Annotated in this window: 13 protein-coding genes; 6 read left to right on the top strand and 7 right to left on the bottom strand. The window is 45.3% G+C overall.

All coding sequences use genetic code 11. From position 1 onward, the window contains the following. Positions 1-125: 125 nt before the first annotated feature. Positions 126-383 (bottom strand): 50S ribosomal protein L27, encoded by a 258-nt coding sequence (rpmA, locus tag IQR33_RS29950; RefSeq protein ID WP_005383095.1) that lies wholly within the window; start codon positions 381-383, stop codon positions 126-128. A 20-nt stretch (positions 384-403) separates the two neighbouring features. After that, on the bottom strand, positions 404-715 hold the full coding sequence (gene rplU, locus IQR33_RS29945; RefSeq protein WP_005383096.1) for a 50S ribosomal protein L21: 312 nt from the start codon (positions 713-715) through the stop codon (positions 404-406). Between the two features lie 256 nt (positions 716-971). Between rplU and ispB the strand changes: the two genes are divergently transcribed. Continuing rightward, positions 972-1943, top strand: coding sequence for an octaprenyl diphosphate synthase (gene ispB / locus IQR33_RS29940; protein WP_005383097.1), 972 nt, complete (start codon positions 972-974; stop codon positions 1941-1943). A 93-nt stretch (positions 1944-2036) separates the two neighbouring features. Here the strand turns inward: ispB and IQR33_RS29935 are convergent, their stop codons facing one another. After that, positions 2037-2228: a hypothetical protein gene (locus tag IQR33_RS29935; protein WP_005379661.1), complete on the bottom strand. Its 192-nt coding sequence runs from the start codon at positions 2226-2228 to the stop codon at positions 2037-2039. Positions 2229-2341: 113 nt separating this feature from the next. Next, the gene (mdh, locus tag IQR33_RS29930) at positions 2342-3277 is read right to left on the bottom strand and encodes a malate dehydrogenase (RefSeq protein WP_005379660.1); all 936 of its coding nucleotides are present in this window, start codon (positions 3275-3277) and stop codon (positions 2342-2344) included. A gap of 359 nt (positions 3278-3636) precedes the next feature. Between mdh and argR the strand changes: the two genes are divergently transcribed. From argR to IQR33_RS29910, 4 genes are all read left to right on the top strand, one after another. Then, positions 3637-4107: a transcriptional regulator ArgR gene (gene argR / locus IQR33_RS29925; RefSeq protein ID WP_005379659.1), complete on the top strand. Its 471-nt coding sequence runs from the start codon at positions 3637-3639 to the stop codon at positions 4105-4107. 405 nt (positions 4108-4512) lie between these two features. Beyond that, entirely contained in the window at positions 4513-5481 is a 969-nt protein-coding gene (locus IQR33_RS29920) for a TAXI family TRAP transporter solute-binding subunit (protein ID WP_054579268.1), read from the top strand. 291 nt (positions 5482-5772) lie between these two features. Then, on the top strand, positions 5773-8352 hold the full coding sequence (locus IQR33_RS29915; protein ID WP_005383099.1) for a TRAP transporter permease: 2580 nt from the start codon (positions 5773-5775) through the stop codon (positions 8350-8352). 45 nt (positions 8353-8397) lie between these two features. Beyond that, positions 8398-8835: a universal stress protein gene (locus IQR33_RS29910; protein ID WP_005379654.1), complete on the top strand. Its 438-nt coding sequence runs from the start codon at positions 8398-8400 to the stop codon at positions 8833-8835. Positions 8836-8898: 63 nt separating this feature from the next. On the opposite strand, the gene IQR33_RS29905 is transcribed toward IQR33_RS29910, so the two are convergent. Further along, the gene (locus IQR33_RS29905; RefSeq protein ID WP_047101924.1) at positions 8899-9975 is read right to left on the bottom strand and encodes an alkene reductase; all 1077 of its coding nucleotides are present in this window, start codon (positions 9973-9975) and stop codon (positions 8899-8901) included. Between the two features lie 92 nt (positions 9976-10067). On the opposite strand from IQR33_RS29905, the gene IQR33_RS29900 reads away from it, so the two are divergent. Next, the gene (locus tag IQR33_RS29900; RefSeq protein ID WP_005379650.1) at positions 10068-11015 is read left to right on the top strand and encodes a LysR family transcriptional regulator; all 948 of its coding nucleotides are present in this window, start codon (positions 10068-10070) and stop codon (positions 11013-11015) included. Between the two features lie 18 nt (positions 11016-11033). Here the strand turns inward: IQR33_RS29900 and thiQ are convergent, their stop codons facing one another. Both thiQ and thiP read right to left on the bottom strand, forming a co-directional pair. Beyond that, entirely contained in the window at positions 11034-11738 is a 705-nt protein-coding gene (gene thiQ, locus IQR33_RS29895) for a thiamine ABC transporter ATP-binding protein (RefSeq protein WP_005379648.1), read from the bottom strand. Next, positions 11738-13324 (bottom strand): thiamine/thiamine pyrophosphate ABC transporter permease ThiP, encoded by a 1587-nt coding sequence (gene thiP / locus IQR33_RS29890; RefSeq protein ID WP_086046505.1) that lies wholly within the window; start codon positions 13322-13324, stop codon positions 11738-11740. Before thiP ends, thiQ begins: the two co-directional genes overlap by 1 nt. Between the last annotated feature and the right edge of the window lie 18 nt (positions 13325-13342).

The following is a 13342-nucleotide window of genomic DNA, read 5'->3' as shown; positions in this document are numbered from 1 at the left end:
CAAATCGCTTAGGATCTTAGCGAGAAACTTCGATATGTCGACTGCAACAAATAAAAAACCCCGCCGATTCGGCAGGGCTTTTGAATTCAGCTTAAAGCTATTAAGTAATTTGGTTAAAAACCTAATTACTCAGCTTCGATGCTTACAAACTTACGGTTCTTAGGACCTTTCACTTCGAACTTCACTTTACCTTCAGTAAGAGCGAATAGAGTGTGGTCTTTACCGATACCTACGTTGTTACCAGCGTGGAACTTAGTACCACGTTGACGAACGATGATGTTACCTGCAAGTACAGATTCACCACCGAAACGCTTAACACCTAGACGTTTGCTTTCTGAATCGCGGCCGTTACGAGTAGAACCACCAGCTTTTTTGTGTGCCATTGTTAAACTCTCCTAATAGATTAAGCGTTGATACCAGTGATCTTCACTTCAGTGAACCACTGACGGTGACCCTGTTGCTTACGAGAGTGCTTACGACGACGGAACTTAACGATTTTAACTTTATCGCCACGACCGTGTTGTACAACTTCAGCAACAATTTTGCCGCCCTCTACAAGAGGAGCACCAACTTTGATGTCTTCGCCGTTAGCAACAAGAAGAACTTTATCAAATTCTACAGTTGCACCAGTTTCAACGTCTAATTTCTCTAAACGAAGAGTTTGACCTTCGCTTACACGGTGTTGTTTACCACCAGATTGGAAAACAGCGTACATATTTTACTCCGCTTTTTCCGCACAGCCTTTCTTGAGGGTGTGCGCTAAACTAATCATCAATAGGGCGCAGATTCTACAGAATAGATGCTCCTATGACAAGCCATATTTTGAAAAAATTGGCGAAAAGCTAATCGCCAAAGAAAAGTGCGGCAATCATGCCCTTTAGTAATGTATTAATCAACGTTTTTTAGTGTATTATTCGACAATTATATAAATCGAATAAGCCTTGCAGGGTCTAACTTCAGCCGGATATACGATGGATTTTAAAACTATCCAAGCGCTTACTGCCGATGACATGGCAAAAGTGAATGAAACAATTCAAGCCCAACTTAATTCTGATGTCTCTTTAATCAACCAGCTCGGTTTTTATATCGTGAGTGGTGGAGGCAAACGTCTAAGACCGCTTTTAGCGATACTGTCAGCCCGTGCACTTGGTTACCAAGGCAATGGTCATACAATGGCAGCTGCGTTTATTGAGTTCATCCATACAGCGACTTTGCTGCATGATGACGTGGTAGATGAATCAGACATGCGCCGTGGTAAAGCCACTGCGAATGCAGCATTTGGCAATGCGGCTAGCGTATTAGTTGGGGACTTTATCTATACACGCTCATTTCAGATGATGACGGAACTAGGATCCATGAAGATCCTTAAACTAATGAGCAATGCCGTAAACGTGATCGCCGAAGGTGAAGTACAGCAGTTGATGAACTGTAACGACCCTGACACGACAGAAGAAAGCTACATGCAAGTCATCTACTCTAAGACTGCGCGCTTATTTGAATCCGCAACTCAAATCGGTGCGATCTTAAATGACGCTCCTGAGCATGTGGAAATTGCAATGCAAAATTACGGTAAGTATCTAGGCACTGCGTTTCAGCTCATTGATGACGTCATGGATTACACTTCTGATGGCGAAGACATGGGTAAAAATGTGGGTGATGACTTGGCCGAAGGCAAGCCAACTTTACCTCTACTCCATGCTATGCGTAATACCACACCAGAAAACGCCATCATGATTCGTGAAGCGATTGAGAAAGCGAATGGCATGGATCGCTTAGAAGAAATTCTTGCGGTCATGAAAGAAGCAGGCTCTCTGGAATACACAACGCAAAAAGCTCTAGAAGAAGCAGACAAAGCAATCGCAGAACTATCAGTGTTGCCAGAGTCTGAATACAAACAAGCGCTTGTTACTCTGGCTCATGTCGCTGTACAACGCACGAAGTAATCAATAGCTACCCATAACGCAAGGCTTATAGCTAAAAGGAAGAGCATGCTCTTCCTTTTTTACGTTTGATACCTAATGACGACGCCCGAGACGCTAGTAATATCTGTCACTACCGCCATGCAGTTGTGGATCATCTTCTATTTCATCAAAGCTAACAGCGAGCTGCTGTTCAGTCCCTTGTTTGGACAACAATACCGTCTCTGCTTCATGGTCGACCACTAATATCGTACCGACGCCTTGTTGGCACTCAACAACCATGCCTTTACGGATTCGACTCGCTTCCATCATCTTCTCCTTCACTACGTGGTTTTATTCGACCATTTTTACGAAGTTGAGAAATCAAGGATCAAAAAAGCCGATCAAAATGATCGGCTTTCTTCTTATATAGGCTTTCTAGATTACTTTGCGAATTCAACACCAATGTTGATGTCGCCATTTAGTGTTTCTAGCATACCGTCTAATGCAGACTTTTCGTAATCGCTGAGTTTGCCGTAGCTTAGTACTTCTTCAACGCCTTCTTTACCCAGTTTCACAGGTTGCGCGAAGTAAGTCGCGTGTTCGCCGTCGCCTTCAACGTAAGCGCACTCAACTACGCCTTCTTCACCTTGAAGAGCACGAACCAGAGACAGACCAAAGCGACATGCAGCTTGGCCCATTGATAGTGTTGCACTACCACCACCCGCTTTAGCTTCTACAACTTCAGTACCTGCATTTTGAATACGTTTCGTTAATGCTTCTACTTCTTCAGCTGTAAACTCAACACCTTCTACTTGAGACAGTAGAGGTAAGATCGTTACGCCAGAGTGACCACCAATAACTGGCACGCGAACGTCACCTGGATCTTTGTCTTTTAGCTCAGCAACAAACGTTTCTGAACGGATAACATCCAACGTTGTTACACCAAATAGACGACGCTTATCATAAACACCCGCTTTTTTAAGAACTTCAGCAGCAATTGGCACTGTTGTATTTACAGGGTTTGTGATGATACCAACACAAGCTTTCGGACAAACAACCGCAATCTTCTCCGCTAGCGATTTAACGATACCAGCGTTTACATTAAATAGATCCGCACGATCCATACCTGGCTTACGCGCAACACCAGCAGAAATTAGCACAACATCCGCGCCTTCTAGTGCTGGAGTAGGATCTTCACCAGCGTAACCTTTGATAGAAACTGGCGTAGGGATGTGGCTAAGATCAGCGGCCACACCAGGAGTTACTGGAGCAATATCATATAGGGCTAGATCAGAACCAGCAGGAAGACGGTTCTTAAGTAGAAGGGCCAGGGCTTGACCGATGCCACCAGCGGCACCAATAACGGCTACTTTCATGTAGTTCTCCTTGAGAGTATTTCTCTTATAAACGTATTCGTAGGGTAGTTTGTAACCAACTTAAATAAAGCTATCGGAATCACAACTTGATTACAATCAATTAACGCTAGCTTTGCGACCTCGCGCAACTCGCTGTTACCGTGCTACAAATGGGGCTTGGATTATTCTTTTATTCTGTTGAAATGACAAGGAATTCAAGAAAACAGATACAGCCCTACTTCAGCGCGCTAAAGAATTCTATGTGGTTCATAGTTTACAGTGACGCATCTAACATAATCCTGGGACTCTTTGGCACTGCCTGAATATATATGCGAGAATATGCAAAATTGCTGACCCGTAATAAGAGATTTGTAATGACTATGCGCAATTCAGAAAAACAAGACAACTTAGTTCGCGCCTTTAAAGCCCTGTTAAAAGAAGAAAGCTTTGGCTCACAGGGCGAGATTGTTGACGCACTCAAACAGCAAGGGTTTGAGAGTATCAACCAATCTAAAGTCTCACGTATGCTGACTAAATTTGGCGCCGTCCGTACGCGCAATGCAAAAATGGAAATGGTTTACTGTCTTCCTGCTGAGCTAGGTGTCCCAACAGTCAGCAGCTCTCTGCGTGAACTGGTACTAGACATCGATCGTAATGCAGCGTTAGTGGTAATTCACACCGGCCCAGGTGCAGCACAGTTGATTGCTCGCTTGCTTGATTCACTCGGTAAATCCGAAGGTATTCTTGGCGTTGTCGCGGGTGACGATACCATTTTCATTACGCCAACCATGGCAATTACGACTGAGCAACTCTTCAAATCAGTGTGCGAGCTGTTCGAATATACTGGTTAAGTTCTATAAAGCTTCAATCAGCTAACTCATTGTGGGTTATAAAAGAAGTCTCATTTTGTAGCCCATAATTTATGTAAATTTTTTGCTTACTCCGCTCATTATTCAACCACCCATTTTGTGATTAACATCACGCAATTGATCTTTTTCATTTCAGTCACTAAACGTTAATTAAGTAATTGTTATAAAAAGAATTAAATCACAAATTGAATCCTATCCCCTGATACAAAATTCAGACTTATCAACTATAACATTTAACAATTGGATAATTTTCTGCCAATTTTTTGTTATGATTCGCTCGCTTTTTCAAACGATTGGATTGAAAAAGGTGCCGTTTCCAAATAGGAAACTCCAGAAGTGATTTATGGTTATTTCCGGGTAAATAATGAATATAAGGAAGGGAAATTCATGGCATTTAACAAACTTCTCAAAGTAGGCGCTATCGCTGCAGCCGTAATGGGCGCAAGCGCAGTTAACGCTCAAGAGTTTATTACCATCGGTACTGGCTCTGTGACAGGTGTTTACTACCCAACTGGTGGTGCTATCTGTAAGTTGGTAAATAAAGGTCGTAAAGACCACAACATCCGTTGTTCAGTAGAATCGACTGGTGGCTCAATTTACAACGTTAACACTATCCGTGCAGGCGAATTAGATTTTGGTATCGTGCAATCGGATTGGCAGTACCACGGCTACAACGGTACGAGCAAGTTTGAAGAACAAGGCCCGTACAAGAAGCTACGCGCAATGTTCTCTCTTCATACAGAACCTTTCAACATCATTGCGCGTGCAGATTCAGGTATTGAAAACGTTGAAGACCTGAAAGGTAAGCGTGTAAACATCGGTAACCCAGGCTCTGGTGACCGTGCAACGATGGGCGTTGTCATGGAAGCGATGGGGTGGACAAACGACAGCTTCAAATTGGCGTCTGAGCTAAAAGGCTCTGAACGCTCTCAGGCACTTTGTGATAACAAAATTGACGCCTTCATTTACATGGTCGGCCACCCGAACGGTTCAATCAAAGAAGCAACCACATCATGTGATGCGAAGCTAGTTTCAGCAACAGGCCCTAAAATCGATAAAATTGTTGCCGACAACCCATACTACGCCTTTAGCTCAGTACCGGCTGGTATGTACCGCGGTACAGACAAAGACGTAAACAGCTTTGGTGTTGCAGCAACAATGGTAACGACCTCTGATGTTTCAGACGATGTCGCTTACAACGTTGCAAAAGCGGTATTCGAAAACTTCGATACGTTCAAGCGTCTACACCCTGCATTTGCAAACCTGAAGAAAGAAGACATGGTGAAAGCTGGTCTTTCTATTCCTCTTCACCCAGGTGCAGAAAAATACTACAAAGAAATGGGTCTAATTAAGTAATTTCCTCAGACTCTACATACAGGCAGGAAAGAATATTTTCTGCCTGTTTGAGCATACAGGTTGTAGCACGTTCTAACTGTATGCTTCATTCGCCAGTTTTCTTCTGAAAACTGCGAGCTCATACCCAAGAAAACTTAAACGCCGCCTAACAGAGTATCCAACAATCAACACTTTGAGTTCAGGCAGCAAAATACTCGAAAGCAAACTTCGCTCCATTCACTACACTGATAGAGGCGAAGTGTGGTTCTCGATAAAAATCAGACAGGACCATCAATAATAAGGAAAAAGTACATGGCGACGAATCAAGCTCCGTCACAAGATGTGCAAGAAATGGTGGCTCAGGCAGACACAGGTGCACGTAGCCCTTCGGGAATGCAAGGACGAATCCTTTGGTTTGTTCCTCTGTGTTGGTCACTATTTCAATTATGGTACGCATCCCCGTTACCATTTATTTTCAATTTTGGCGTACTGAACGACACGGAAGCGCGATCTATCCACCTTACTTTCGCGATCTTTTTGGCTTTCACTGCTTATCCAGCGATGAAGAATTCTCCTCGCGATCATATCCCTCTTGTTGATTGGATACTCGCGTTGGCTGGCAGCTTTTCAGCAGCCTATATATACCTTTTTTATACCGAGCTAGCAGGACGCTCAGGCGCACCGACAACGGTTGATATCGTTGTTGCTGTTATCGGTATGATCCTCCTTTTAGAAGCAACACGCCGAGCACTTGGTCCACCATTAATGGTCGTGGCTGCTGTTTTCCTTACTTACACCTTTGCAGGCCCTTACATGCCTGACGTTATCGCGCACAAAGGGGCAAGCTTGAACAAGGCCATGTCTCACTTGTGGCTAACAACAGAAGGCGTATTTGGGGTTGCGCTAGGTGTTTCTACCTCTTTTGTCTTCTTGTTTGTATTGTTTGGAGCAATGCTGGAACGCGCTGGTGCTGGTGCTTACTTCATTAAAGTTGCCTTCTCGTTACTTGGCCATATGAAAGGTGGTCCAGCTAAAGCGGCCGTTGTTGCATCAGGTTTATCTGGTCTGGTTTCTGGTTCTTCAATCGCAAACGTAGTAACAACTGGCACCTTTACGATTCCACTGATGAAGCGTGTTGGCTTTCCCGGCACAAAAGCGGGTGCGGTAGAGGTAGCGGCTTCAACCAATGGTCAGTTAACACCGCCAATCATGGGTGCAGCAGCATTTTTGATGGTGGAATACGTCGGTATCTCCTACGTTGAGGTGATTAAAGCCGCCCTACTTCCAGCGCTAATCTCTTATATTGCTTTAATTTACATTGTTCACCTTGAAGCGTGTAAAGCAGGCATGACAGGGCTTCCTCGTCGCCACAACCCAACACTAGTACAAAGTCTGCTGTCCTTTACTGGCACAATCTTAGGATTGTGTGTGATCAGCGCATTGGTTTACTACGGAGTGGGCTGGACAAAGGACGTCTTTGGTGATGCCGCGACACCAATTGTTACCGTCGCACTATTAATCGCGTACGTTGGGTTGGTGAAAGTCTCAGCAAATCACGTGCAAGATGGCGCAATTGAGATTGATGCAGAATTAACAGAAGTACCTGATCCTGGCCCAACCGTTAAGTCAGGCTTGCACTACCTACTCCCTATCGTCGTATTGGTTTGGTGTTTGACTGTCGAACGTTTCTCACCTGGCCTTTCGGCATTCTGGGCAACGGTGTTCATGATTTTCATTTTGCTTACTCAACGTCCGTTGATTGCACTGCTGTCAAAGCAAGGTGACATGCTTCAGCAAACCAAAGATGGCTTTGTCGATCTTGCCGAGAGCTTAGTTTCTGGTGCGCGTAATATGATTGGTATCGGCGTTGCAACCGCGGCAGCGGGCACCGTTGTTGGTGTTGTTACACTAACGGGTATCGGCCTAGTGATGACCGACTTCGTCGAGTTTATCTCTGGTGGCAGTATCATTCTTATGCTGCTGTTTACCGCCATCATTAGCTTGGTTCTGGGGATGGGTCTGCCAACAACGGCGAACTACATCGTGGTCTCTACGCTAATGGCGCCGGTTATTGTTACGCTCGGCGCGGCGCATGGCTTGATTATTCCGTTGATAGCGGTGCACTTATTCGTTTTCTACTTTGGTATTTTGGCCGACGATACCCCACCTGTAGGTCTTGCAGCTTTTGCAGCAGCCGCAATTGCGAAATCAGATCCAATTCGTACCGGTATCCAAGGTTTTACTTACGATATTCGAACCGCTATTTTGCCGTTCATGTTTGTGTTCAATACCCAGCTATTGTTAATGGGGATCGACTCTTGGTGGCATTTGGCGCTCACGGTCATCTCATCGATCATTGCAATGCTGATATTCTCTGCGGCAACTCAAGGGTGGTGGTTCACGCGTAACAAGTGGTGGGAAACAGTCCTATTATTAGTACTGACGTTTTCGTTTTTCCGTCCAGGTTTTTGGTGGGACATGCTGTACCCAGCGAAAGTTCTTTCTCCTGGCGTTGAGGTAGCTCAAATCACGGAAACACTAAATGTAGGAGAATCATTGGAGTTACGTGTTGCCGGTGAAAACCTTGAGGGCGACTACATTGAGAAAACGGTTCGTCTTCCATTCGAAGACAGTGCGACAACAGCAGACGCACGTATTTCATCTATGGGTCTAATGCTGACCGAAAGTGACAACAAAATGATTGTCGATATGGTTGAATTTGGTAGTCCAGCAGAGTCCGCAGGTATCGACTTTGATTGGGAAATCAAGTGGGTTATCCAGGATGCAGACCGTCCGATGAAAGAGTGGGTGTTTGTACCATGCTTAATGATTTTGCTGGTGCTTGCAATGAACCAAAAACGTCGTGCTCGTAAGGAACAATTGAGCGCATAACCGATTTGGCCCCGAGGATAAAGGGGCCTTAATGAGAGACATTGAATGTACAAACAAATTCTTGTTCCGGTTGATCTAAATGACCAAGGCTTTTCAGACCGAGCGGTTGAACTAGCGGTTTGGCAGGCAAAGCAAGCAAATGCTCAAATCCATCTTCTGACGGTACTACCTGGTATTCACATGTCGATGGTTGCCACATACTTTCCGAAAGATGCTGCGGCCAAAATGAAGCAAGACGTGAAGCAGCAACTAAAAACTTTCGCTAATGAGCATATTGCTGAAGATGTGGTTTACCAAGTGCATGTTGCTGAAGGCAAGGCCTACGCGACCATTCTTGATTATGCAGAACGTTTAGGCGCAGATCTCATCATTATGCCAAGTCACAAGCGCTCTAAAATCAATAAAGTAATGCTTGGCTCTGTCGCGAGTAAGGTTGTGGAATATTCTCCAATCAATGTGATGGTCGTAAAACCGCAAGGCTAAGTAAATACAGAAACGAAAAAGGACGCTAACATTAGCGTCCTTTTTATATTAAACAAGTAAGGGTTATGCCATCACTGGGTAATCGGTATAACCTTCTGCTCCACCCAAATAAAAGTGTTCTGGTTTCGCCTCATTAAGAGGTGCATTTTTCTTAAATCGCTCAACTAAATCTGGGTTTGCGATAAAGGGAACGCCAAATGCGACCACATCAACTTTGTTTTCTGCAATTGCTGTTGCCGCTTCTTGTGCACTGTAGCCCACGTTCGCCATTAAGTGACCTTTATAGTTTTCGCGTGCTGGCTTGAGAACATCTGCTTTTTGTACGCCTTTCAGATCCGCACGCATCACGTGCCAATAAGCAAGATCGAAAGAATTAAGTTGCTCTGCTAAGTAACGCATCAAGCCAACTGGATCACTGTCTTTCATGTCATTAAATCCATTTAGCGGAGATGTGCGCAGACCGACTCTTCCAGGTCCCCACACCTCAACGACTTCTTTCACTATCTCAAGTAAAAATCGAGCACGATTTTCAACCGAGCCACCGTATTCATCGGTACGTAAATTTGAGCCGTCACGAAGGAAGTTATCAATAAGATAACCATTGGCGCCATGTATCTCGACCCCATCAAAGCCGGCTTTCTTGGCGTTTTCTGCACCTTGTTTAAACGCCGCAACAATGGAAGCTATCTCATCCACTTCGAGTGCTCGTGGTACCGTATATGCTTGCTTACCCGAAGGGGTATGGACTAATTCATCACGAATGGCCAATGCGCTCGCCGCTACAGGTGTTTTTCCTTCATTCAGATCAGGATGACAAGCTCGTCCCGCATGCCAAATTTGCAGTACAATCTTACCGCCTCTCTCATGAACCGCATCCGTTACCTTTTTCCAAGCTGCGATTTGCTCTTCGCTGTAAATGCCCGGCTCTGCCATGAAAGCAGACGTACCTTCCATCACCATGGTGCATTCAGCAATGATAAGTCCGGCACTCGCACGTTGAGCGTAGTATTCAACCATAAGGTCATTAGGAATATGGTCCGCACCAGCACGAGCTCGCGTTAAAGGCGCCATAATGGCACGGTTATCTAATGCTAATTGACCGAGTTCGATAGGAGAAAATAAGTCTACAGAGTTGGACATGGTGTTTACCTCAAATGACAATAACTTGATGGCTAAGGATGAGGTGCCAGACTATAATCAGATTAATATTGAAACAATATGGATAATTGAAAGTGATTGTTCGCAATTTAGAAACAATTGACTTTAGAACGCTTTCTATCTTTGTCACAAGCTGTCGACTACTGAGCTTAACCAAGTGCGCGCTGGAGTTAAACCTACCAAAATCTACTGTTAGTAAAGCCATAACCAAACTCGAACAACACTTTGAAGCCAAACTGCTAGAGCGCACAACCCGAAAGTTAGTGATCACCGAAGCTGGCCAAATGGTTTTAGAGCGTGCTGCAAGCTTAGTTGAGGAATTCCACTCAATTGGCCATGACGTACAGGAGATGGAACAACAGATCCAAGGCCGGCTGCGTATTTCCGCGCCACCAGCGTTGGATGCGTATATGGCGGAACACATCTTTTTGCCATTTTTAAAACAATGGCCAAAAGTACAAATTGCGTTAGAAGCATCGAACGATTTTGTTGATCTGTTTTCACACGGCTTTGATATGGCAATTCGAGTCGGTCAGATAGTTGATGATCGATTGATCGCAAAAAAATTAGGCTATACCACTCGAGTCCTGGCTGCTAGCCCTGAGTATTTAGCTGAGTTCGGCGTACCTGAAACGCCAGAAGATCTGACAAAACACAACTGTTTGAGGTATCAATATGTTTCAGAAATAGGGCCTTGGACGCTGATCTCACACGATAATACCGTCAATGTTTCAATAACCAGTAACTTCTCAAGTACAACTGTAGAAGCAATATTGAAAGGCGCACTTAAAGGACTAGGCATCGCTAACTTACCTGTGCAGAACATGACGCAAGAGCTAGAAAGTGGCACCTTAGTCAGAGTGTTACCGCAATGGCACACGGTACCAATGCCTATTTATTTAGTCTATCGTCCTGGAGCAAACCGCCCACGGCGTGTACAAGCAATGATTGACCATATCATGAGCTTAAGATCTCAATTTGAATTTGGCCCTCGGCATGGTTTGTGTTGCGGAGAAGCATAACCTAGCAACTATCAGGCACTAGCATGCTGCTCGGATAAATGCCGCAAGCTTCTCACTAGCATGCTGTTCACTCAATGCAGACATATCACCCGCGGCTTCCACTTTACCATCTGCCACAAACACAAAGTGGCTGGCAATCGCTTTGGCATCGCTTAAATGGTGCGTGACCATCAATACGGTTATTCCCCGCTCTGCTGCGAGTTTTTTTACCAAGCTCAGCATCTCTTCACGCAACACCGGATCAAGCGCCGAGAACGGCTCATCCAATAGCCACATGGGATGAGGCTGAACAAAACAACGCGCTAAGGCAACACGTTGACGCTGGCCACCAGAAAGATGCTCTGGCAAACGGTCGAGGTACTCTGCAACACCAACTTGCTGCGCGGCTTGTTCAATCTGACGATTTTGGTCCACCGTAAGCTTTAGCCCTGGGTGTAAGCCCAAACCGATGTTGTCACGCACCGATAAGTGAGCAAACAAATTGTGCTCTTGGAACAACATAGAGAACGGACGCAGATAAGGCTCTTTACGCACAATGGACTCACCATCAACACAAATATCACCACGGTCAGGATGGATGAATCCTGCCACCAACGCCAGCAAGGTTGACTTCCCTGCCCCACTTGGTCCCATCAGCGACACAATCTGTCCTTGCTCAATCGTTAAGTCAAAACGAAACAGTTCACGTTGGTAGGTGTACTGCACATCATCCAACACTAACATTACGCTCTCTCCTTCGTTTTCAATACTTTCTCAATCAAGGCAAAACAGCCCACACTCAACAACAATAAGGTCACCGATACCACCGCAGCCGCGTCCATCTGATAGCTGCCAAGCAGCTGGAATAAATACAGAGGTAAAGTGCGGAACTCTTGTCCGCCAAACAACGCAATAGCACTTAAATCGCCAATCGCAAACATAAAGCTGATCGCAAACGCATGTGCAAACGGCTTGCGTAGCGCCTGCCACTCCACCACTTTAAACCGTTGCCAGCCACGCATGCCTAAGCTGGCACATACATACTGATACTGTTGTTCAATGTGCAGCATTGGCTGCGCTAGCGTTTTGATCACGTAAGGCAAAGCCATCAAACCGTTCACCAAAATCACGACAAAAAATGCCAAGCTAAAAACATCGGTAAATGCGCGCAGTAGTAAGAATAAACCGGTGCTAATCACCAGACCTGGAGTCACCAAAATAATGGTGCCGATTAACTCAATCTGATCGGCTCGCGTGTTTTTGTACTGCAACCGCCAACGGCGACTGGTCAATAGTATGGACACCCCTGCAGCGACCGCAAGCGCGCTAGCGACACAGGCGACTTTGAGGGAGTTCAATAGCGCAGACCAAAAACGCTCATCGGTTAATACTGTCCAAACTTGTTGGTTGATGCCACTCAGTAACACCATCAATAACGGCGGTATTACCAGTAAAAAGGCACCTATGATCCAAAAGCTATCCCAAGCTTTTGACCACCCATGATCCTTCGTTAAATATTGCTGTACCGATGTGCTTCCAGCACTGATAGAAACAGGCCTTGTTAACTTCTGCACTCCAATAGCAAGCAGTCCACATAACAGCATCTGCCACAGCGCCAATAACGCCCCAGCTTGTAAATCAAAATCAAACTTAATCGCTTGGTAAATGGCCAATTCAATGGTGGTGGATTTTGGCCCGCCCCCCAACGCCATTACAGTGGCAAAACTGGTAAAGCACAACATAAACACCAACCCACAAACGTGGGGAAGCTGCTGCCTTAAACGCGGCCATTCTACCCAGCGAAACTTATCCCAATGGCTCATCCCAAGATGCGCGCAAAGCTTATGCTGCTCGGCAGGAATAGACTCCAAGGCTTGCAGAAGCAATCGTGCCGCGTAAGGTAAATTAAAGAACACATGGGCGAGTAAAATGCCGTTCAAACCGTAAATAGAGAATGGCAGTTTAGTGTCGAAACTTTGCAACCACTGCGCCAACAAACCACTGTTGCCATAAATCGCTAACAGCCCAAAAACACCAACCAAAACCGGCAAAACCAGTGTCGATGCAAACAGCTTAAGCAGTAATGATTTACCAATAAATTGGCGACGCGAAAGTGCGTGCGCTACTGGAATGGCAAAGCCAACACTGAGCAATGTGGAAAGAAACGCTTGGTAGAAACTGAACTTGGTGACATGTTGATAGTACGGGTCGCCCCATACCACAGACACATCAAGTGAAGGGGCTTGAACAATCAAAGCACCTAGGGCAGAAATAACAAAGGTCGCGATGATCATCGCGACCCCTAAACCTATTTTTGGAACAGAATTCAAAGGTAAAACCTATCTCAT

Source organism: Vibrio sp. OPT46 (genome assembly GCF_015163535.1).
GTDB lineage: Bacteria > Pseudomonadota > Gammaproteobacteria > Enterobacterales > Vibrionaceae > Vibrio > Vibrio alginolyticus.
This window is presented reverse-complemented; position numbering and strand designations above follow the sequence as displayed.

What these genes read in the sequence shown, in the direction of transcription:
- rpmA (WP_005383095.1), bottom strand. Translation starts at nt 383, where the DNA reads ATGGCACACAAAAAAGCTGGTGGTTCTACTCGTAACGGCCGCGATTCA.
- rplU (WP_005383096.1), bottom strand. Translation starts at nt 715, where the DNA reads ATGTACGCTGTTTTCCAATCTGGTGGTAAACAACACCGTGTAAGCGAA.
- ispB (WP_005383097.1), top strand. Translation starts at nt 972, where the DNA reads ATGGATTTTAAAACTATCCAAGCGCTTACTGCCGATGACATGGCAAAA.
- IQR33_RS29935 (WP_005379661.1), bottom strand. Translation starts at nt 2,228, where the DNA reads ATGGAAGCGAGTCGAATCCGTAAAGGCATGGTTGTTGAGTGCCAACAA.
- mdh (WP_005379660.1), bottom strand. Translation starts at nt 3,277, where the DNA reads ATGAAAGTAGCCGTTATTGGTGCCGCTGGTGGCATCGGTCAAGCCCTG.
- argR (WP_005379659.1), top strand. Translation starts at nt 3,637, where the DNA reads ATGCGCAATTCAGAAAAACAAGACAACTTAGTTCGCGCCTTTAAAGCC.
- IQR33_RS29920 (WP_054579268.1), top strand. Translation starts at nt 4,513, where the DNA reads ATGGCATTTAACAAACTTCTCAAAGTAGGCGCTATCGCTGCAGCCGTA.
- IQR33_RS29915 (WP_005383099.1), top strand. Translation starts at nt 5,773, where the DNA reads ATGGCGACGAATCAAGCTCCGTCACAAGATGTGCAAGAAATGGTGGCT.
- IQR33_RS29910 (WP_005379654.1), top strand. Translation starts at nt 8,398, where the DNA reads ATGTACAAACAAATTCTTGTTCCGGTTGATCTAAATGACCAAGGCTTT.
- IQR33_RS29905 (WP_047101924.1), bottom strand. Translation starts at nt 9,975, where the DNA reads ATGTCCAACTCTGTAGACTTATTTTCTCCTATCGAACTCGGTCAATTA.
- thiQ (WP_005379648.1), bottom strand. Translation starts at nt 11,738, where the DNA reads ATGTTAGTGTTGGATGATGTGCAGTACACCTACCAACGTGAACTGTTT.